The sequence below is a fragment of the Dysgonomonas sp. ZJ709 genome (assembly GCF_011039195.1).
In the GTDB taxonomy this organism is placed as follows: Bacteria; Bacteroidota; Bacteroidia; order Bacteroidales; family Dysgonomonadaceae; genus Dysgonomonas.
The window spans coordinates 16516-38169 of record NZ_JAAKEM010000023.1; the positions used below are offsets into that span (position 1 = coordinate 16516).

A 21654-nucleotide genomic window follows, 5' to 3' on the forward strand; every position below is an offset into this window, starting at 1 on the left:
GTGCCATAACAACAAGATAACTATTTAAATAATAATAGAAATGAGTAATAATTTATTAAAAGGCAAAAGAGGAATCATCTTCGGTGCATTGAACGATAAGTCAATCGCTTGGAAAGTGGCTGAAAAAGCTGTAGAGCAAGGAGCAACTATAACTCTGTCTAACACGCCAATGGCTGTAAGAATGGGAGAAACAAATGCATTAAGCGAAAAACTTAATGTGAAAGTAATAGCTGCCGATGCTACAATAGTAGAAGACCTTGAGCAAGTATTTACACAGTCGATGGAAATCCTTGGTGGAAAAATTGACTTTGTTCTTCATTCTATCGGAATGTCTCCTAACGTACGTAAAGGAAGAGATTACGATAATCTTGATTATGGATTCTATGATAAGACGCTAGATATTTCTGCCCAATCTTTTCACAAGATGATGCAAGTAGCTAAAAAAATGGATGCTATCGCTGATGGCGGATCTATTCTTGCACTTACGCATATTGCTGCTCAACGTACATTTACAGGATATAACGATATGGCCGATGCAAAAGCATTGCTTGAATCTATCGGACGTAGCTTCGGATATGTTTACGGTAGAGACAAAGGAGTGCGTGTAAATACAATCTCTCAATCGCCAACAATGACAACTGCCGGACAAGGTATCGGCGGAATGGGTGCATTTTTCGACTTTGCAGAAAAAATGTCTCCTCTAGGCAATGCCAGCGCTGAAGAATGTGCTGACTATTGTATTGTTATGTTCTCTGATCTTACTCGTAAAGTAACGATGCAAAACTTATTCCACGATGGAGGCTTCTCCAATATGGGACTAACATCTGCTGTCGTTACGGATTATATCGAAAAGAAATAAATCGCCACAAGATAAACTAAATACAAAACAGTTATCGGAGATTTAAAATATCCGGTAACTGTTTTTTTGTTTACAAAGACATTTATATGTTAGTAAAAATATATCCCGAAAACCCCAATCAGAAAGAATTGGACAAGATTGTCAAAATATTGCAGGATGGCGGTCTTATTATCTACCCGACGGATACTGTATATGCCATTGGTTGCGATGCTATGAACGTACGTGCAGTAGAGGAAATTTGCAGATTGAAGAATATAAATCCGGCAAAGAGCAATCTTTCTATTATATGTTACGATCTGAGTAATATTAGCGAGTATGCCAAGGTTGACAATGCTACTTTCAAAACAATGAAAAAAAATCTGCCGGGAGCATTCACTTTCATTCTTAATACAACCTCTACTCTCCCTAAAATATACAAGAATAAAAAAACGGTAGGAATACGTGTTCCCGACAACAATATTATTCGTGAACTTGTTCACAGTTTAGGGAATCCTATACTGACAACTTCCATAAAAGACGACGATGAGGTTATAGAATATACAACCGATCCCGAATTGATTTACGAAAGATACCAAGATATTGTAGATGTTGTAATCGACGGTGGATTTGGTGGAATAGAAGGGTCTACTGTAGTAGATTGTACTGACGGAGAGCCCGAAATAATAAGGCAGGGTAAAGGGGAATTGATTTTGTGAAAAAGTATTAAATACATACATTTGCAAAATAGCTGTATAACAGAAAATATTCCCGAATGTAGTATGCGTGGTAATTTTATTAAAATTTGATTTTTATGAAAGCTATATTTCAGGTATTTTTTCTGACACTTGTAAGCATGGTGCTTTTTAGTTCTTGTAGCGATGATGACATAGAGAATGGTAGAACCAGGCCATCGGGTCAGCAGACAGATAATCAATATGTGAACAATTGGGTCTATGAGAAAATGGACTCGTTCTATTTATGGAGAGACAAACTCCCTGCGAAAGAAAACATAAACTTCGACTCTTCCCCTTACGATTTTTTGGACGGTCTTATATATCCCTTCAATGAGCAAACACACGAAGGCGATCGCTTTTCATGGATACAGGAAAGTTATGTAGATCTTGTAAATTCATTAAATGGAGTCTCATCTTCCGATTTAGGGTTCGATTACAATGTTTATTTAAAAGCAGAAGGTAGTACAGAAGTAATATATGAGGTCTTATATATTAAAAAAAATACGAAAGCCGAGAAGTCCGGACTCAAAAGAGGTGATATCATAGAAAAAGTCGATAATACAACTGTTACCTTAGACAATTGGTCATCACTCTTATATCAGAATAAAAATAGCTATACATTCAGTTTAGTAAATCAATCTAATCCTATCACAGTAGAAGTAACTTCTAACTATATAGAAAATCCTATTTATTACAGTAATATTTACACAAAAGGCTCTCACAAAATAGGGTATTTAATCTACAACTTCTTTTCTCAAGATAAAGGCGACGGTACTAAAAGTTATGATACGGCACTTGCTGATGAATTTAGTAACTTTTATAGCGCAGGTATCACTGACTTGATATTAGATTTGCGATATAATCCGGGAGGATATGTTGAAAGCTCTAAATATATAGCTAGTGCGATAGTTCCCAACAGAGACATATCCAAATTATATGTATATTATAAATACAATGACCTAATACAGCAGGCCTACCAAGAAAACTATGGCGAAGAAGTTTTTAATAATTACTTTGCCGACAAAATCGCCATATCGAACAGGACTACCTATCCGATACCCAAGTTGGGCGATAAACTAAACAATACTCTATACGTGCTTGTGACCAGAAATACAATGTCTGCCAGCGAGTTAATTATAAATGGTTTACGGCCATATATGAATGTTGTTTTGATAGGTCAGACTACGATCGGTAAAAATGTAGGATCATTTTCATTCTATGAGCCTAATGATTCACGTAACAAATGGGGACTACAACCCATCTGTTTCCAAACATACAACTCGCTAGGAAAATCAGAATATGCAGCAGGGTTTATACCGGATGACGGATTTGAAGTTTATGAAAATATGGCACCATTGGGAGATACTGATGAAATGTTTTTAGCTACGGCAATTGCTAAAATAACAGGAAGTCCACTACCTAGTGCGAAGAAAAATTCACCGGATTTAAAACCAATAGGATCATCTCTTAATAAGAAAGGTACGAAGGGAATACTTATAAATCCTGCTCAATTTAATAAACTTAAAACAACGTCACTAAAGAATAATTAGTACATTTATCTTATGAAAGTAATGAAATTTGGCGGAACCTCTATCGGAACTGCAACCAATATATACAATGTAAAGAAAATAATTAGTTCGGTAGATGAGCCCAGTGTGATAGTTGTTTCAGCTTTCAAAGGCATAACTGATAAATTAATAAAGACTTCTTGTTTGGCTGCAGCCGGAGATACTCTTTACGAAAAAGAATTCAGAGAGATTGTATCTGAGCACCTTACTATTCTCGATGAGCTTAACTTCGATGCGCATACAAAAGCAAAAGTGAGCACATCGGTTAACTTACTACTCGAAGAATTGAGTAATATATTTAAAGGTGTGTTTCTTATCAATGACCTTTCGCACAAGACTTCTGATAAAATTGTGAGTTATGGAGAAAGGCTTTCATCTACTGTTATTAGTTATGTATTTACCGACTACCAGTTATTAGATGTAACCAAACTAATAAAAACAACATCAGAATTTAATAAGCATACCCCCGACATCGAATTGTCGAACGAATTGATAAAAGCCGCATTTAAATCTTCGACTCAGAAAGTGTTAGTTGCCGGATTTATATCGAGATGTAGGGATACATACGAATATACAAATTTAGGTCGTGGAGGTTCTGACTATACTGCATCTCTGTTCGCATCGGCACTTGATGCACGTATTTTAGAGATTTGGTCTAATGTCGATGGATTTATGTCGGCTGACCCTAATGTAATCAGCAGTGCTCATGTGATTGACAAGCTAACATTTACAGAGGCAACCGAGTTGTGTAACTATGGAGCTAAAATCATTTATCCGCCAACCCTTTTCCCTGTTTATCATAAGAATATACCTATTCGAATAAAAAATACATTCAATCCGGATGCACCGGGCACCTATATCTCTCACGATGGCGGAGAGCAAAAAGGTAAAGCTCTGATTACAGGGATATCATCTATCGATGACACTTGCCTTATCACTGTACTTGGTTTGGGTATGGTAGGTATTATCGGAGTCAATTACCGTATATTCAAGGCACTGGCTAAAAATGGAATTAGTGTATTTCTTGTATCGCAAGCATCTTCAGAGAACAGTACTTCTATCGGAGTCGGTTCTGCCGATGCTCAACCTGCGGTACACGCGCTCGAAGAAGAGTTTGCGCACGAAATTTCATTAGGCAGTATAAATAGAGTGCAACTAGAGCAAGACTTGGCAACAGTTGCCATAGTAGGCGAAAATATGAAATATACTCCCGGTATTGCGGGCAGATTGTTCGAAACTCTTGGGAAAAGTGGGATCAGCGTTATTGCCTGTGCACAAGGAGCATCTGAGGTAAATATCTCTTTTGTAATAAAAAAGAAATATTTACGCAAAGCATTGAATTCCATTCACGATTCGTTCTTCCTATCCGAATATAAAGTATTGAACCTTTTCATTACAGGAATAGGTACTGTTGGCAGTAACTTGATAGAGCAGATAAAACAACAGCAGCCCAAACTTATAAAACAATATTCGCTGAAGCTAAATGTGGTAGGCGTTGCAAGGGGGCGTAAAGCATTACTTTGTCGCGAAGGAATTAATCTGGATACTTATAGAAGTGACTTAGATAACGAGGGAATCGCCAGTTCGCCTGATATTCTATGTGAGCGCATTATTGAGATGAATATCTTCAATGCTGTATTTGTTGATTGTACGGCAAGTGATTCTGTGGCAAGTATCTATTCCGATCTGATGACTCATAATATTTCCGTGGTGACCGCCAATAAAGTCGCTGCATCGTCCAGTTACGAGAACTATATAAATCTTAAGAATATAGCCCGCGAGCGAAATATCAAATTTTTATTCGAAACTAATGTGGGAGCAGGGCTACCTGTTATCAATACAATGAATTCGTTGACCAACTCGGGTGATAAGATTATAAAAATAGAAGCTGTGCTTTCGGGTACACTCAATTTTATATTCAACACGATGAGTAAGGATATTCCATTTAGTAAAACTATCTATCTGGCTAAAGAAAAGGGTTTTGCTGAACCTGATCCTCGTATCGACCTCAGCGGAATGGATGTTGTTCGCAAGTTGGTTATTCTTACCCGTGAAGCAGGTTACAGAGTAGAACAAGCCGATGTGAAAAAGAATCTTTTTGTTCCTCAAAAATACTTCGATGGCTCGATAGAAGAATTCTGGGAGACTATCAACGAACTGGATACAAGCTTTGAAGAGCGTCGCCAAAAACTGGAAAGTGAAGATAAGCGCCTCCGCTTTGTAGCTAAATACGAAAACGGACAATGTGAAGTAGGACTTCAGGAAGTAGGACAAAATCATCCGTTTTACGATCTTGAAGGAAGCAACAATATAATCCAGATTACCACCGAACGTTATAATGAATATCCGATGATAATAAAAGGATATGGTGCCGGAGCAACAGTTACGGCGGCAGGTGTTTTCTCAGATATTATCAGCATTGCTAATATACGCTAGCCTCCCCAACCCCTCCAAAAGAGGGGCTTAGGCTAACGCATAATACATAATAGAATAACAATTAAAACAAACTCTCAATATTTGACTCATAGTGGAGAAATATAATTCCTCCCTATGGGGAGGTTAGGAGGGGCTATATTTAGAATGAAAACAATTATAATTTTAGGAGATGGAATGGCTGATGAGCCGATTGCCTCATTAGGAAATAAAACTCCGTTACAAGCTGCGCACAAACCTTACATTGATTTGCTTGCAGCTAAGGGTATGAGTGGTGAATTAGATACAATTCCTGCGGGATTTAAACCGGGCAGCGAGATTGCAAATCTTTCGGTGTTGGGTTATGACGTACCCAAAGTATTTGAAGGTAGAGGTTCACTCGAAGCAGCAAGTATGGGCATTGACATTCTTCCCCGAGAAATGGCTATGCGCTGTAATTTGATCTGCATTGAAGATGGGAAAATAAAAAACCATTCGGCAGGACATATTTCAAGCGAAGAAGCTGCAGAACTAATTCGCTTTCTCGATAAAGAACTGGGCGATGATAAATTGAGCTTCTATCCGGGAGTATCATACCGTCATTTACTGAAGCTGAAGGGTGGAAATAAAGATTTAGATTGTACCCCTCCTCACGATGTTATCGGAACTCCATTCGAGAAGGTAATGATCAAAGCAGTGTCAGCCGAAGCACAGGAATCTGCTGATTTTCTGAATAAAGCTATTTTAAAATCACAAGAGCTTTTAAAAGATCATCCTATAAACAAGAAGCGTATTGCAGAAGGTAAAGACCCTGCGAATAGTATATGGCCTTGGTCTCCGGGCTATCGTCCGCAAATGGAAACATTACAAGAGCTATTCGGTATCAATAGTGGTTCTGTAATATCGGCTGTCGATCTTATAATGGGTATCGGTGTATATGCCGGATTGAAAGTGATACATGTAGAAGGCGCAACAGGTCTTTATGATACCAACTACGAAGGAAAAGCAGAAGCTGCTATTGAAGCTCTTAAGAATGATGATTTTGTTTACCTGCATATCGAAGCAAGCGACGAAGCTGGACATGATGGTAATGTAGAATTAAAAACAAAAACAATAGAATATCTCGACAATCGCGTAGTGCGTACGATATATGAGGTGACTAAAGATTGGGATGAGCCTGTAACAATTGCAATTCTACCCGATCATCCGACACCTTGTGCCCTGAGAACACATACTAATAAACCTATACCATTTTTGATTTACCGTTCAAATGGTAAGGCTGATGATGTGCAGGTATATGATGAGTTCGAATCGCCTAAGGGTGCCTATGGCTTACTGAAAGGTCGCGAATTTATGGAGACTTTGTTTGGTAAATAATTTGGAATCCTCAGTTGGTAAATTATAAAGGTCTAAGATCTCATTTAGACAAAGAAAATAAATAACGAAGCAACAATATTATTATTACATTTATGGTGTTTTACCTTGTGGTGAAACACCATAATTATATGTAGTAGTTTATTCACCTGAAAAATAGCATTATATGATTTTAGAATAAGGGTTATCTTGATAGACCTTGTTTTTGATATAGATATTTTACCGACTAATTGTAAATGTTTATATTTGTTATAGAGCTAATACCAAAACAGCACATTTTTATGAGTAATGATATCCATAATATGAATGAATATTCAGCTTTATGGTTTGCGTATTTAGAGGGCGACAAAAAAGCTTTTTCATCTTTATACAGATTAAGCTATAAGTCATTGTATTCGTATGGTATTAGTTTTGGAATAGAAGATCAACAGATACGGGATACAATTCAGGAATTATTCTTAAAGCTTTATTCGGGACCCAAACTTGTGAAAGATCCTGCCACGCTTCGTGCTTATTTATATGCCTCTATGAGAAACTCATTCATCAATTATCAGAAGATTCAACAAAGGCAACTTTGCCTTGAACAGGGCGAAGAGTTCCATCTGAAATATTCTATAAATAACGTAGCAATGGAAGATAAAGAGGAGCAGGAAGCTATAAAAATAAAATTGGATAGCTTGCTAAAACTCCTGACGCCACGACAAAAAGAGATTATCTATTTGAGATTCTTGCACCAAATGGAGTATGAGGAGATATCACGGATAATGAATTTGTCGGATCAGGCTGCACGAAATCTTATACATAGGGCTATGAAGAAGATGCGTGATAATGATTCGAATTATATGAGTTTACTCTCTATTATGGTCTTATTGCCAATTGATTTCTAATAATACTTTAAGAAAATTAAAAATAAGGAGGAAAGGCTGATTACAAAATCAGTCTTTCCTTGTATTAGTATATAAAGTAGATTATCTAAATATGAAAGATTACTCCAAATATAACAGTATTAATGACTTTATTTTCGATTCTGAATTTGTTGAATTAGTCAAAAAAAATAACCAGAGAGAAATAGAGAGTATCATAGCCTCTTTTCCCGATAAAGAAGCGTTAGTAAAAGATGCAATATTATTATTACGATATTTTACAATTGAAGAAGAAAAAATAGAAGAAGGGCAAATAGAAGAAGATCTGACGGATTTACTTCATCAAATAAGACAAAGAAATAAAAAGAAGAAGCGAATGCTATTTGTAACTTCACTTGTGGCTGCTAGTATCGCTGTATTCCTTTTCACTATACCATATTCAAATACAGATAAACCGAAAGAGGCAAAAATTGAAATATTTTCTCTTTTAGATCAGATGAATGTAGATATGGATGAAGTGCATATAGTGAATGGTAAGTCGAATACTTATATCGATAATAATGAAACAATAGAGCAAAAGGAAGATGGTGGCGTAATAATCAGGGGTGACGAAAAAATCGAATCGTCTGATATTGAAAATGAGTATTTACAAGTAGTTGTGCCAAACGGTAAACGAACGAGCATCCGCTTTAGCGACGGATCATTGATAAAAGTGAACTCAGGTTCTAAGATAATATATCCCAAACAATTTAGTAGTACCTCAAGGGATATTTATATAGATGGAGAAGCGTATCTGGAAATTGCATCGGATGATACAAAACCTTTTTTTGTTCATACCAAATTGCTCGATGTCGCTGTATTTGGCACTAAGTTCAATATCAATGCATACAGTGCCGATGCAGAAGGTTCTGTCGTATTGGTAGAAGGGAGTGTAGAAGTCGCTTCATCAGAAAACAAAAGATTGTTGAAGCCTAATCAGGGTCTTTTTTATAAAGATGGTAAGACAGAATTGAAGGATGTGGATGTATCGTTCTATATCTCTTGGATAGACGGAATTATGAAATTGAAGGGTGACCACTTGAGTACTATACTTAATAACCTCTCTCGTTATTACAAACTTGATATAAGATTCAGCAACAGGCTTTCAAATGAGGTTTATAAAGGCAAAATTAATCTGAACGATTCAATAGAGACAATACTCAACAACATATCCTTAAGTACGCCATTGTCTTACACTAGAAATGGCAATACGATATACATTAAATGACTAATCTTAATCTTAAACCTTAAATCTTTAATTTATGAAAAATAACGAAGTACTTACTTATCCTCCGTAGCATTGTCTGGATTGACAAATAAAAAATAGTTGTTAACGATCTGATACTGATAATAATCAGTACATAATTGTATCATTTTTACCAATAAGAAGATATCCTTATTGTTACGATGTGTTAATAGAATAGCTCAATTTTTTAATTATTGTGTAACCTCTACTTAATAATAAAAAAAGAATTTTGCATTGCTAAAAAACACCGTATTTAATGTACTAATTTCTAACAAACAAACACTTAAACTTATGGAAGACAAGGTAATGATGCCGGTCGAAAAATCGGAGAATCGTATCTTATTACGAATGAAAAGGGTCTGTTCGCTCTTGTTACTTCTCGGCTACATGTGTAGCTTGCAAGCACATAACGCAGTGGCTCAGACAACAAGTATTTCTTTGCAGTTAAAAAATGTCAGCCTGGAGACATTATTTACTGAGATAGAGAAATCCACAGATTACATTTTTCTGTATAAACAAAATCTGGTCAGCGACAAGCGAGTCTCTGTGAATACTACGAACGAGAGTGTCGAAACTATTCTTACCAACACACTCGATTCACAAAATCTTGCTTACCATATAAATGGAAAACAAATTATAATTACAAAGAAAAATGAAAGCCCTGTTATCGCTCCTCAGGAAGTTGTACAATCTACCCCCGTTAAAGGAGTAGTGTTGGGTACAGATGGAGAACCCCTTATTGGTGCTTCGGTATCGATAAGAGGAACAACTACCGGTACGATGACTGATATCGAAGGACATTTTTCGCTCAATGCAAAGAAGGGAGACGTCTTGGTTTGCTCCTATATTGGTTTTAATACTAGAGAGGTTCATTTAGCCTCAATAGATAAAGAGATCAACATTGTTCTCACCGAAACCCAGAATATTATGGACGAGGTGGTAGTTGTTGGGTATGGAACACAGAAAAAGGCAAATCTAACAGGAGCTGTTGATCAAATAACTAGCGAGATTTTTGAAAACCGGAATGTTCCCAATGTTACACAGGCATTAGAGGGGGCAATTCCCAATCTTAATATTTCATTAACGGATGGTAAGCCCGGTACTACGGCATCGTATAATATTCGTGGTAAAACCTCTATCGGGCAAGAGGGGAGTGCTCTTGTACTTATCGATGGGGTAGAGGGAGAGCCATCTATGCTTAATCCCAATGACATTGCCAGTGTAACTGTTTTGAAGGATGCCGCTTCTGCTGCTATCTATGGTGCGCGGGGATCATTTGGAGTGGTACTCATTACCACTAAAGACCCTGCTAAAGACAAAGTATCTATTACTTATTCGGGTAATGCTTCTATAAAAAGACCGGTTATAGTCCCCGATTTGGTTACCGATGGATATACGTTTGCCAATTATTTCAACGATTCGTGGAGTGCATGGAATGACTATTCGCAAACCCCACAGAATGTAAATAAAACCTTGAAGTTTTCAGACGATTACTTGAAAGAGCTTCAACGCAGATCTACCCAATCGGGTCTTCCTGATGTGGAAGTTAATTCCAATGGCGATTATGTTTACTATGGTAGTACAGACTGGTATAAAGAACTATATAAAAACAACACCTTCGCCAACGATCATAACTTAACGGTTACAGGCAGTAGTGGTAAGGCTAGTTATTATGTTACAGGTCGATATTATGGTCAGGACGGTATATTCCGATATAATACGGATGACTATAGTATGTATAATTTACGTGCTAAAGGTTCTGTCCAGGTTTTTAATTGGTTGAAGGTCGATAATAATATCGAATACTCATTGATGAAATATCATAATCCGCTTAATGTGGGTGAAGGTGGTAGTATTTGGAGAAATATAGCCGATGAGGGGCATCCTCTTTCTCCTATGTTTAACCCCGACGGGACATTGACACATAGTGCTGCATACACAGTTGGTGATTTCTGGTATGGGAAAAACGGGCAGGATACGGAAAGACGCATAGTGAGAAATACGACTAGTTTTACAGCAACTTTCCTTGAAAACAAGTTTCGTGTAAAAGGTGATTTTACATTTCAGAATAAAGATGACGATCGTAAACGAATACGTGTTCCGGTTCCTTTCAGCCGCAAACCGGGAGTAATAGAATATGTGGGTAGCAGTACCAATGATATTGAATTGATAAACAGAACGACCAATTATTTGGCATCTAATATTTATAGTGAGTATGAGAATACTTTTGCTAAAAAGCATTATTTGAAAGGAATGGTTGGTTTCAACTATGAGGAGAGTACATTCAATAGAGCTAATATTCAGCGAAATGGCTTGATTTATAGTGATGCTGATGATTTGAATCTAGCATTGGGTAGTCTTACTACTACATCAGGTGATTATCAGAAGTGGAAGATAGCAGGAGGTTTTTTCCGTGCGAATTATGTCTTTGATAACCGTTATCTGTTGGAAGTGAACGGTCGTTTGGATGGTTCTTCTAAGTTCCCAACTGATGAACAATACGGATTTTTCCCTTCCGTTTCTGCCGGATGGCGTATATCGGAAGAACCTTTCTGGCAAGTTAACGATCAGGTTCTATCGGATCTGAAAATTCGTGCTTCTTATGGATCATTGGGTAATGGTAATATTCCTCCATTTAGATTCTTGGAATTATTGAATATAGCACAATCAGGCAGGATATTAAATGGCGGACGTCCTCAGGCGATAAGTAATCCAAAGGTACTTCCATTAGGTCTGACATGGGAAACAGCGACAACATCCAATTTTGGTCTCGATTTTGGCTCATTGGGAGGACGCTTGCGCCTAACAGCCGACTATTATATTCGTAAAACAACAGATATGTTTACTCCCGGTATGACATTACCCGATGTTTTCGGAGAAGAGGTACCCTATGGAAATAATGCCGATATGACGACGCAGGGATATGAAATATCCGTAGCGTGGAACGATAAGTTTACATTGGCCAACAAGCCATTCCGATATGAGATACGTGCATCTCTAGCTGATGCAAGGTCTACAATCGATAAGTATAATAATCCCGAAAGAAAATTGGGAGATGGTATATATTATGAAGGACAGAGGGTCGGCGAAATATGGGGGTATGTGACCGAAGGTTTCTTTACATCGGAAGCAGACATTGCAAACCATGCAGACCAATCTCTTTTCAAATCGAGCACGAGTGGTAAATGGCTACCGGGAGACATTAAGTTCAAAGATCTTGATGGTGATGGAGTTATAGACTATGGAAAGAATACTGTGGATGACCCGGGTGACAAAAAAGTTATTGGTAATACCGAACCTCGTTATGTCTATAATTTCATGTTGAATGCCGAGTGGAATAACTTTTCGTTCTCTACGTTCTTTCAAGGTGTAGGAAAACAAGACTGGTATCCCGGTCCAGAAGCCGGACTGTTCTGGGGGCAGTACAATCGCCCGTATAATGATATGCCTAAATCTCAGCTTGGTAATATATGGACAGAGGACAATCCCGATGCTTATTTCCCTCGCTATCGTGGCTACATTGCTCAGAACGGATCGGGAACTTTGCGCCAGCCTCAGACAAAGTATCTGCAAAGTGTGGCTTATTTGCGTCTCAAAAATATTCAGATCGGATATAATTTGCCACAGAAATTTATTTCGAGGATAAAAATGCAGAATGCACGCATCTATCTTACCGGTGAAAACTTATGGTGCTGGTCGCCTTTGTATAAGCATACCGATAATATGGATGTAAGTTCAATCGATGGATCGGATAGAGATTTAACAAGTGGTACAAGTGGTAATGGATGGAATTATCCTTTGCTGAAGAGTGTTACGTTTGGTCTGTCTCTTACATTTTAAAATAAATATGTATATGAAAAAGATAATATTTGCATTATTGATGATTTGTGGCTTCATTTCGTGTAATTTGGACGAAAATCCTAAATCGAATGTTACAAAAGAACCTGTTTTTAACAGTGAAGATGGATTGAAGTTATACACTTATTCATTCTACAATATTTTGCCGAGTGCATCTGCGGCTACTCAAATGGATAATATGTGTGATTATTCGGTAAGAACTCAGGTTCCCGACTTTATTCGCGAAGGCGCATATAGCTCACAGCGAAGCGATATTGGTTGGGACTGGCAAGATTGGCAGAGGTTGCGTAATATCAATTATTTTATCGGGAACTGCAATAGCCCCTCTTTGCCGGATGCTGTGAAACAGAATTATATAGGAATAGCCCGTTTCTTTCGTGCTTACTATTATTTCGATAAGGTGAAGCGTTATGGCGATGTTCCATGGATTAATAAAGCGATGGAAACAGAAGATCCCGATCTGTATTCGGAACGTGATTCCAGAACCTTAGTGATGGATTCGGTTTTGAGCGATCTGGATTATGCGAGTAAACATATTATTATGGATACCGATCCGACATCTTCGCTGATAACTAAAGCAGTTGTATATGCTTTTAAATCTAGAGTCTGTTTGTTTGAGGGTACTTTCAGAAAATATCATACAGAGTATAATCTGTCGTCAACTGCTGATGAATGGCTAAAAGAATCTGTCGATGCTGCAAACCAATTAATGACCGATGCTAAATTTAAATATACTGTATATACTGCTTCCGGTATATCTAAAGCCTATCGTGAATTATTTACAAGCCAGAAAGCAATCCAGTCCGAAGTGATACTTGCTTCTGTATGCGATAAATCGCAAAGTGTATTGAATGATGCTAACTGGTGGTGGACAAGTTCTACTTATGGATCACGTATCAGTTTGAGTCGTGTTTTTGTGAATACTTATTTAAATTTAGATGGAACGGCATTTACAGGTAATCCGGGTTATAAAACAATGGCGTTCTCAGATGAGGTGAAGAATAGGGATAAACGCCTTGAACAAACAATTCGCACTCCCGGATATCAAAGAATAGACGGTGGGGTTGCTGTTGCCGCACCTCCTATATTCTCGTACACCTATACAGGTTATCAACCGATTAAGTTCTGTCTGGACGATGTATATTATGATAGTGGTTCTAATAATGATAACACAATCCCTTTGATACGTTATGCTGAAGTGCTGTTGAATTACGCTGAAGCTAAAGCTGAACTGGGTACACTTACCAATTCGGATTGGGAAAAGACTGTTGGAGCCTTACGGGCAAGGGCTGGTATTACAGGTGGATTGAATGCCAAGCCAACAACTATCGATGCTTATTTTCAAGCTAGTTATTTCCCCGAAATATCTGATCCTACTTTATTGGAGATAAGAAGAGAACGTTCTATCGAACTTGTATTCGAGGGTCTGCGCTTCCCCGATATTATACGATGGAACAAGGGAAAATTGATAGAAATGGATTGGAACGGTTTCTATGTTCCGGCTACAGAAGTACCTATGGATTTGAATAATGATGGAATCCTGGATGTTTGCTTCACCTATCAGGATCCTGTTAAAGATCCGATCAAAGGTGTTACTTATGTGAATGTCGACCCGAACAAGGGTGGTAAAGTGAATCCACAGCAACTTAAAAATGGAACTAGTGGGGAATTAACATGGCTGAACAATCTTCCTCGTAAATGGAATAACAAGTTCTATCTATACCCTGTTCCAGAATCCGCAATATTAATGAATCCTAACCTGAAACCTCAAAATACAGGTTGGTAAATAATAATATACACTATGAAAAATGTAATTATTCTTTTAATCTCTTTATTTTCTGTGTGCGGATCTTTATCCGCACAGCAGAAAGTAAAAATGAATGTAGCTAGTTTTAATCTTCGTTACGATAATCCCGGAGATGGTATAGATACATGGTCTAATCGTAAGGATATGGTTACCTCACTTATTCAGTTTCACGATTTCGATGTATTTGGTACTCAGGAAGGTTTAATTAATCAGATAAAAGCGATTGCAGAAAGCGATACTTATGCTTATGTCGGTGGTGGTCGTGACGACGGAAAAGAAGCGGGCGAACATTCTGCTGTGTTCTATAAAAAGGAGCGGTTCGAACTTTTAGATAAGGGAGATTTTTGGTTTTCGCAAACACCCGATGTCCCGTCTTATGGTTGGGATGCAGTGAAACATCGTCGCATTTGTTCGTGGGCAAAACTGAAAGAAAAAAGCAGCGGTAAAGAATTTTATTTCTTTAGTTTGCATTTCGACCATCAGGGAGTTGAGGCTCGTCGTGAATCTGCAAAGTTGCTTATTGATAAAATAAAGGCAATTGCAGGGAATATTCCGACTATCTGTGTGGGCGACTTTAATTCCAAGCCTTTTGATGAACCTATCCAAATAATAAAAGGAGCAGATTTTGTTCTGGACTCGCGCGAAATAACTAAAACTCCTCCTTACGGCACATTGGGTACTGTGAGCCAATTTAAGATGGAACCCAATATGAAAGATCGTATCGATTATATTTGGGTTACTAAGGGGATTACGGTTAGCAGATATGCAACGCTAAACGAGTCACAATATGGGCGTTTTCCTTCTGATCATTTCCCGATAATGGCAACTGTCATTTTCTAAATTAATGTGAGCTTGAAATAAACATAATATAATTATAGTTATGAGTCTCGATCTATCTTTCGTTTCTTCTGTCATCCCGATATGTAGTAAGGGATCTTGACCATTTCTTGTTATAGAATAACAGATCCCTCCTTTCAGTTCGGGATGACAAATTCAATATTAGCTATATCGAACTCACGCTAAATCAAGAGAGGTATTTAAATAGTTAGGTCGTAAAGTATTACTTTACGACCTAAATTATTTCGGACTATTCCGAATAAGAAATATACTTAAAAGTTGAAAGTCTCGGGATCGGCTCCCAAGCGTAAGTTCTTATTTAAAGCATTTATCTGTTTAGCTTCTTCATCTGTTAGTTTGAAATTGTCGATGCTAAGATTTTCTATCAATCTTGCTTCGTGTACCGACTTAGGTATCACTATAACACCACGCTCCACATTCCAGCGAAGTACAACTTGTGCCGGCGATTTTCCATGTTTCTTTGCTATTTCTACTACAACAGGATTAGATAAAACATCCGATTGGCCTGCGCCCAAAGGTCCCCATGCTTGAGGATGGATACCTTTTTCTTTGCAGTATTTCACCACAGACTCTTGTGTGAGATAAGGATAGCATTCTATTTGGTTTACAGCGGGAACGATTTCGGCTTCTTTCAATAAATCATCCAAGTGATGTGTATTGTAATTGCTTACACCAATCGCTTTTGCCTTACCGCTTTTGTAGACCTCTTCCATCTTTTTCCAGATACTTACATAACTCTCTTTCACAGGCCAGTGAACGAGGTACAGATCGATATAGTCGGTACCTAGTCTTTTCAAACTGGCATCGATAGCTTCCTGTACTTTACCGGAGCGCTGATCGTCATTCCAAAGTTTAGTAGTCAGGAATATCTCTTGGCGGGGAATGCCCGAATCTTTTATTGCTTTGCCTACTGCTTCTTCATTGCCATATATCATTGCAGTATCTATATGTCTGTATCCGACAGATAATGCTGTTTTGACAGTTTGGTATGCTATATTAGCATCTTCTACTCTGAATACACCGACTCCCACTGCCGGAATCTTTATGCCATTATTTAAAATAAACTCTTTCATATTCTTCTTTTTATCAGGTTATTACCCAAAGTTAAACTTTTACTTAGAAATCTGTTTATAATGATTTTGAAATAATGTTAAGATGTTCAATATACTCCTTTTTATCTTGTTCTATCTTTTCGGGAGTAACATCTTTTTCCATTTCGTGAAAGTTAAAACCTTCAACCTTTGATAGACCAGTGAATTGATTCATCTTATGGACACCCATCATTACATTATCTACACTATGTTCGTCGAAGAATTCGCCCGGCACAGTAAATGCCTCTATAGGCGCATTCCAACTTGTAGTAAGCATGTATTTTCGTCCGTGTAATGAACCTCCTGTTCCATAATGCAATTTAGGGCTATCGTTGTGTCGGCTTCTACCGTCACTCACATAAATACCGGCTTTGTGTCCTGCTGTGAAAACAAGGTCAATGTATTCTTTTAGTTTATAAGGTAGGTGAAACCACCAAACAGGGGTGTGATAGATGATTAGATCTGCCCACACAAAGTTTTTTACTTCTTCTTCGGGTATGTAAGGCTCATTGATGTTAGTTATCTTAACTTCGGCCGACAGTTCATTCTTGAAGAACTCCGCAGTCCAGTTGGTTAGTGTCGCATTAAATGTACCACCGGAGTGTGCAAAGTGCTGACCTCCATTGATTATAAATATCTTTTTCATAAATGATTCTTTATTTTTTAATTATAATAGCACAAAATTAACGGTTTATATTTGATAAATAAAATAATATAAATCATATATTTGTATCATAATAATTATATGTATGTTTTTATGATAAATCTAGAATGGTTCAGAACCTTCAAAACAATATACGAAACAGGGTCTTTAACGTCTGCTGCAAACAAACTTTATATATCTCAACCGGGAGTCAGTCTTCATCTAAATTCGTTAGAAGCGCATGTAGGAAACAAGCTTTTCGATAGAGGTACGCGTAAAATGCTGCCAACCGAACATGGTAAAATGTTATACAATTCGGTTGTGGACGAAATAAAAAAACTGGAAACTATCGAGAGGCATTTTTCTCGTAATTGCGATGCTAATAAAACAGGGATAAGTATAGGAATGTGTTTCGAGACATTTCAGTTTGTTCTCGAACCTTATATAAGTAAGCTGCCTTTTAATCTTATTTCCAAATTTGGCGATTATTCCGATATGTTGAATGATCTTGACAAAGGGCTTCTCGACTTTGTTATTACACCACAAAAGGATGATGCACTGAATATTTTATTTACACCCTTTTCAAAAGAACGTATTATTGTGATTGCAGGCTCTGAAAACGATGTGTCTGGGTTTAGTGATATACTTATATCTAATGTGGAAGATTGCGAGGATTGGCTTAATAAGCAGCAGTGGTTTGGCACTACGGGCGATATGGAGCATTTGCGAAACTTCTGGATGCAGAACTTCAATAAAAGACCTGATTTTAAACCGAACTTTATAGTGCCTAATATGAGTTCTATTATTCGATGTATCTCCGGTCGGGAAGGCTTTGCTGTTGTACCTGATTTCCTGTGCAGAAAACAAATTGAAAACGGTGATATTCAAATTGTGTGGGAGGGTAATAAGCCATTGGAGAATACTTTATATTTTGCACAGAGAAAGAAGACTATTTATACCGAGGAGCTAAAGGTGTTGCAAGATATTTTTACGAAAGAGTTAAAGAACGGAATTTGATAAATATTTTGCTAATAAAGCAGCATTTAGACACTTTATATACAATTATAATTAGGTATCTTTGCAGTATATGGACAACAAATCTACGATAGAAGACATAAGGAAGAGGTTCGACAAAGATGTTGAGAGATTCTCCAATCTCGAAACCGGGCAAGTTTCGACTATTGATGCAAATATTTCACTCGAATTAATTACAGAATCGGCAAAAAGGCTAAGGCCTCAGGCCGAAAATCTTTTAGATGTCGGGTGTGGTGCCGGAAACTACACACTAAAGATGCTTTCTAAATTACCCGATCTAAATTGTACGCTTTTAGATTTAAGTCTGCCTATGTTGGAAAAGGCACAAGAAAGAGTTTCGGCTGAAACAAAAGGTACTGTTGAAATCGTTCAGGGTGACCTTCGTAAAGTTGAATTGCCTGTCAAACACTATGATATTATTCTTGCAGGAGCAGTTTTGCATCATCTTAGGGACGAGTCGGATTGGCTTTTTACGTTTTCGAAACTACACCGTTTGTTGAAACCGGGAGGATGTTTGATGATCTCTGATCTTATAGTTCAGGATTCTGATGTTCTGACAGCTTATATATGGGAAAAATATAGTGATTACTTAATCGAAATTGGCGGAGAGGAATACAAAAATAAAGTTTTAGAATATATCGAGATAGAGGATTCGCCACGATCTTTGAATTTCCAGCTTGATCTGATGAAGAATACAGGCTTTAGAAAAGTCGAAGTTTTGCATAAGAATCTTTGCTTTGCTGCGTATGGCGGTATAAAATAATAGAACGGGAATTTGCAATATTATAAAAAAAAGGAGGTAATTAATTACCTCCTTTTTCCATTTTTATTATGCAGATTTAAATAAATTGAATACTTACAATCTCATCCTTTTCTACAGGGATTATCATAAATTCATCGTTGGTATTTACCAATTCTGTTTTCCCTTTTTTTGTTATTTCAGTTTTGGAGATGCCAGCAGGTATTTTTATTTTAAATTCACTTTTCGAATGAGCTTTTATATTCATTTTGTTTGGTTTTGAATCAGTCCAATCCAGATCGATCTCTCCATTTCCGCGCACACATAATCCTGAGAAATTTCCATCTTTCCAACCTTTTGGTAAAGCCGGTAGTAGCTCAATATAACCCTGATGGCTTTGCACAAGCATCTCTGCAATACCTGCTGTACCACCAAAATTTCCATCGATCTGGAAGGGTGGGTGGGCACAAAACAGATTATCATACGTTCCACTTGAACTATTCATCGATATTGAATTACTCTGAGTTGGACTCAATAGCTTTTGCAGAGAAGCGAATGCTCTTTCGCCATTGCCCAACCGTGCCCAGAAATTCATCCTCCATGCCAAAGACCACCCTGTGCCATCCTCGCCTCTGCCGTTTATAGTTGCTCGCGCAGCATTTTGAAGTTCGGGTGTAGATGAATTTATCTCATCACCGGGATAGAGTCCCCAAAGATGCGAAATATGACGATGTTTAGGTTCTACTTCCTTATATTCTTCGAGCCACTCCAGTAATCGCCCGTCTTTTCCAATTTGGTTAGGAGGGAGTAAAACAATGGCATCTTTCAGCTTTTTGCGAAGCTTCTCATCTTTGTTGAGCTCAGTGGAAGCCTCTATCGTCTTAGAAAATAAGTATCTCACTATCTGGTTATCCATAGTTGGGCCCATACATACATGTGCCTGCTGTCCGGTTGGCATTATGAAAGCATTTTCGGGAGAACTGGATGGTGCTGTTACGAGCCATCCATGAGAGGGTTCTTTGATCATTGTGCTGAGATAGAATTCAGCAGAGCCTTTGATGATTGGATATAATTTCTTCAAATACTCTTTGTCTTTTGTATATTCGTAATGATTCCAAAGCATTTGGCATAGCCATGCCGATCCCGAATTAAATGAACCCCATGTATACTCTTCACCGGGAGATGTATATCCCCATATATTTGTAATAACATGTGCTACCCAACCGTCGCCTGAGTAATAGGCTTTTGCTGTTTTTTCGCCGGAGGGCACAATGCTTTTCACCAAGTCGAAAAATGGTCCGTTTAAAGCCCCCAGATTAGTCACATTAAGAGGAAAGTGGTTCATTTGGATATTGATGTTCAAATGATAATCACCGTTCCATGGTGTATTTATTTCGTTAGCCCATAGTCCTTGCAGATTAGGGGGTAAAAGCCCTGGTCTTGTGCTCGAAATCATGAGGTACCTGCCGTATTGAAAATAAAGAGAAATTAATCCATTATCATTTGGACTGGTAGCAAATGCCTCTAATCGTTTATCGGTCGGCAGATCATATTTGTCTATACCCCCTATATTGATGTCTGCTCTACCGAATAATGTCTGGAAGTTTTTAGTATGTTCTATCTTTTCTCTATTATAGTCTACTTTTTGGGCAATCTCTAACTTTTTCTGCGAAGATTCCAAATAGGACGGGTTTTTATAATCAGTAGCAATGGAAATATAGATTGTTGCTTCATCGGCATTTTCTACTTGCAACGATTTATCTTTCGCTATTACTCTGCCCCCTTTAGGTTTAATCTCAAGGCGGGTGATATATTTCATTCCATTTCCATCGACACCATTGTTTAGCTGTCCCGACATTTGTAATTGATTGTCTTCAGTCTTTACTGCGAAATTTTCGGGGCGGTCGAGAGATGCCGAGAAATTAATTTTATTTTTGCCGTTAGCCGTATAATGTATGATAATAACATCATTGTCGAAGCTGGCGAAATATTCGCGAGTATATTTGGTATCATCAATCGAGAATTCTGTTTTGGCAATCGCATCATCCAATACCAAATCTCTATAATAGTTTTGCACTTGTATTTTGGATGAGTCTATTCCATAATTATAATCAATCAACAAATCTCCCACTAATTGAAATGAGCCATAAGGAACATTAGCCCCATTGCCCAAGCCTGATCCCTTTCCAAGACAAATAAAGTTTTTACCCATCACCTCTTGCGCCGATATATTTTTACCTTCCAGTAGTAGTTTCTGTATTGTAGGCAGATGTTTAAACGCCTCCGGATTATCAGCATTCTGAGGGCTGCCCGACCATAAGGTGATATCGTTCAATACAATCTTTTCGTGCGAAACACCTCCATCAGGCATTGCACCTAAGCGACCATTGCCTAATGGTACACATGCTTCCCACCGTGATGCCGGCTTGTCGTACCATAGTTTGTATGGCTTCTCTTTGGCCGTTGCAGATAAACAAAAACACGATAGAATGAAGCAGGTCAGTATATTTGAGTATATTTTCATTACGATATATTTTATAATTATAAGC

Annotated in this window: 15 protein-coding genes; 12 read left to right on the plus strand and 3 right to left on the minus strand. The window is 37.7% G+C overall.

Features of this window, described 5'->3' with window-relative positions:
- Window positions 1-40 precede the first annotated feature (40 nt).
- From G7Y56_RS14020 to G7Y56_RS14065, 10 genes are all read left to right on the plus strand, one after another.
- Window positions 41-859, plus strand: a complete 819-nt coding sequence (locus G7Y56_RS14020; RefSeq protein WP_165024095.1) for an enoyl-ACP reductase — start codon at window positions 41-43, stop codon at window positions 857-859.
- 86 nt (window positions 860-945) lie between these two features.
- Entirely contained in the window at window positions 946-1554 is a 609-nt protein-coding gene (locus tag G7Y56_RS14025) for an L-threonylcarbamoyladenylate synthase (RefSeq protein WP_165024097.1), read from the plus strand.
- Between the two features lie 95 nt (window positions 1555-1649).
- Window positions 1650-3122: a S41 family peptidase gene (locus G7Y56_RS14030; RefSeq protein ID WP_165044384.1), complete on the plus strand. Its 1473-nt coding sequence runs from the start codon at window positions 1650-1652 to the stop codon at window positions 3120-3122.
- A 12-nt stretch (window positions 3123-3134) separates the two neighbouring features.
- Window positions 3135-5576, plus strand: a complete 2442-nt coding sequence (gene thrA, locus G7Y56_RS14035) for a bifunctional aspartate kinase/homoserine dehydrogenase I (protein ID WP_165044386.1) — start codon at window positions 3135-3137, stop codon at window positions 5574-5576.
- A 144-nt stretch (window positions 5577-5720) separates the two neighbouring features.
- Window positions 5721-6929, plus strand: a complete 1209-nt coding sequence (locus G7Y56_RS14040) for a cofactor-independent phosphoglycerate mutase (RefSeq protein WP_165044388.1) — start codon at window positions 5721-5723, stop codon at window positions 6927-6929.
- Between the two features lie 278 nt (window positions 6930-7207).
- Window positions 7208-7813: an RNA polymerase sigma factor gene (locus G7Y56_RS14045; protein WP_255498761.1), complete on the plus strand. Its 606-nt coding sequence runs from the start codon at window positions 7208-7210 to the stop codon at window positions 7811-7813.
- Window positions 7814-7904: 91 nt separating this feature from the next.
- Window positions 7905-9056: a FecR family protein gene (locus tag G7Y56_RS14050; RefSeq protein ID WP_165044390.1), complete on the plus strand. Its 1152-nt coding sequence runs from the start codon at window positions 7905-7907 to the stop codon at window positions 9054-9056.
- Between the two features lie 309 nt (window positions 9057-9365).
- Window positions 9366-12914 (plus strand): TonB-dependent receptor, encoded by a 3549-nt coding sequence (locus tag G7Y56_RS14055; RefSeq protein ID WP_255498762.1) that lies wholly within the window; start codon window positions 9366-9368, stop codon window positions 12912-12914.
- Window positions 12915-12927: 13 nt separating this feature from the next.
- Window positions 12928-14718 carry a RagB/SusD family nutrient uptake outer membrane protein gene (locus G7Y56_RS14060; RefSeq protein ID WP_165044392.1) on the plus strand — a complete coding sequence of 597 codons (1791 nt, stop codon included), beginning with the start codon at window positions 12928-12930 and terminating at the stop codon, window positions 14716-14718.
- Between the two features lie 15 nt (window positions 14719-14733).
- The gene (locus G7Y56_RS14065; RefSeq protein ID WP_165044394.1) at window positions 14734-15579 is read left to right on the plus strand and encodes an endonuclease/exonuclease/phosphatase family protein; all 846 of its coding nucleotides are present in this window, start codon (window positions 14734-14736) and stop codon (window positions 15577-15579) included.
- A 269-nt stretch (window positions 15580-15848) separates the two neighbouring features.
- Here G7Y56_RS14065 and G7Y56_RS14070 read toward each other — a convergent pair whose 3' ends face one another.
- Window positions 15849-16670 carry an aldo/keto reductase gene (locus G7Y56_RS14070; RefSeq protein WP_165044396.1) on the minus strand — a complete coding sequence of 274 codons (822 nt, stop codon included), beginning with the start codon at window positions 16668-16670 and terminating at the stop codon, window positions 15849-15851.
- 55 nt (window positions 16671-16725) lie between these two features.
- Window positions 16726-17334, minus strand: coding sequence for an NAD(P)H-dependent oxidoreductase (locus G7Y56_RS14075; RefSeq protein WP_165044398.1), 609 nt, complete (start codon window positions 17332-17334; stop codon window positions 16726-16728).
- A gap of 111 nt (window positions 17335-17445) precedes the next feature.
- On the opposite strand from G7Y56_RS14075, the gene G7Y56_RS14080 reads away from it, so the two are divergent.
- Together G7Y56_RS14080 and G7Y56_RS14085 are read left to right on the plus strand one after the other, a co-directional pair.
- On the plus strand, window positions 17446-18348 hold the full coding sequence (locus G7Y56_RS14080) for a LysR family transcriptional regulator (protein WP_165044400.1): 903 nt from the start codon (window positions 17446-17448) through the stop codon (window positions 18346-18348).
- Window positions 18349-18418: 70 nt separating this feature from the next.
- Window positions 18419-19129 carry a trans-aconitate 2-methyltransferase gene (locus G7Y56_RS14085; protein WP_165044402.1) on the plus strand — a complete coding sequence of 237 codons (711 nt, stop codon included), beginning with the start codon at window positions 18419-18421 and terminating at the stop codon, window positions 19127-19129.
- A gap of 76 nt (window positions 19130-19205) precedes the next feature.
- On the opposite strand, the gene G7Y56_RS14090 is transcribed toward G7Y56_RS14085, so the two are convergent.
- Window positions 19206-21629, minus strand: a complete 2424-nt coding sequence (locus tag G7Y56_RS14090; RefSeq protein ID WP_165044404.1) for a glycoside hydrolase N-terminal domain-containing protein — start codon at window positions 21627-21629, stop codon at window positions 19206-19208.
- Window positions 21630-21654 lie beyond the last annotated feature (25 nt).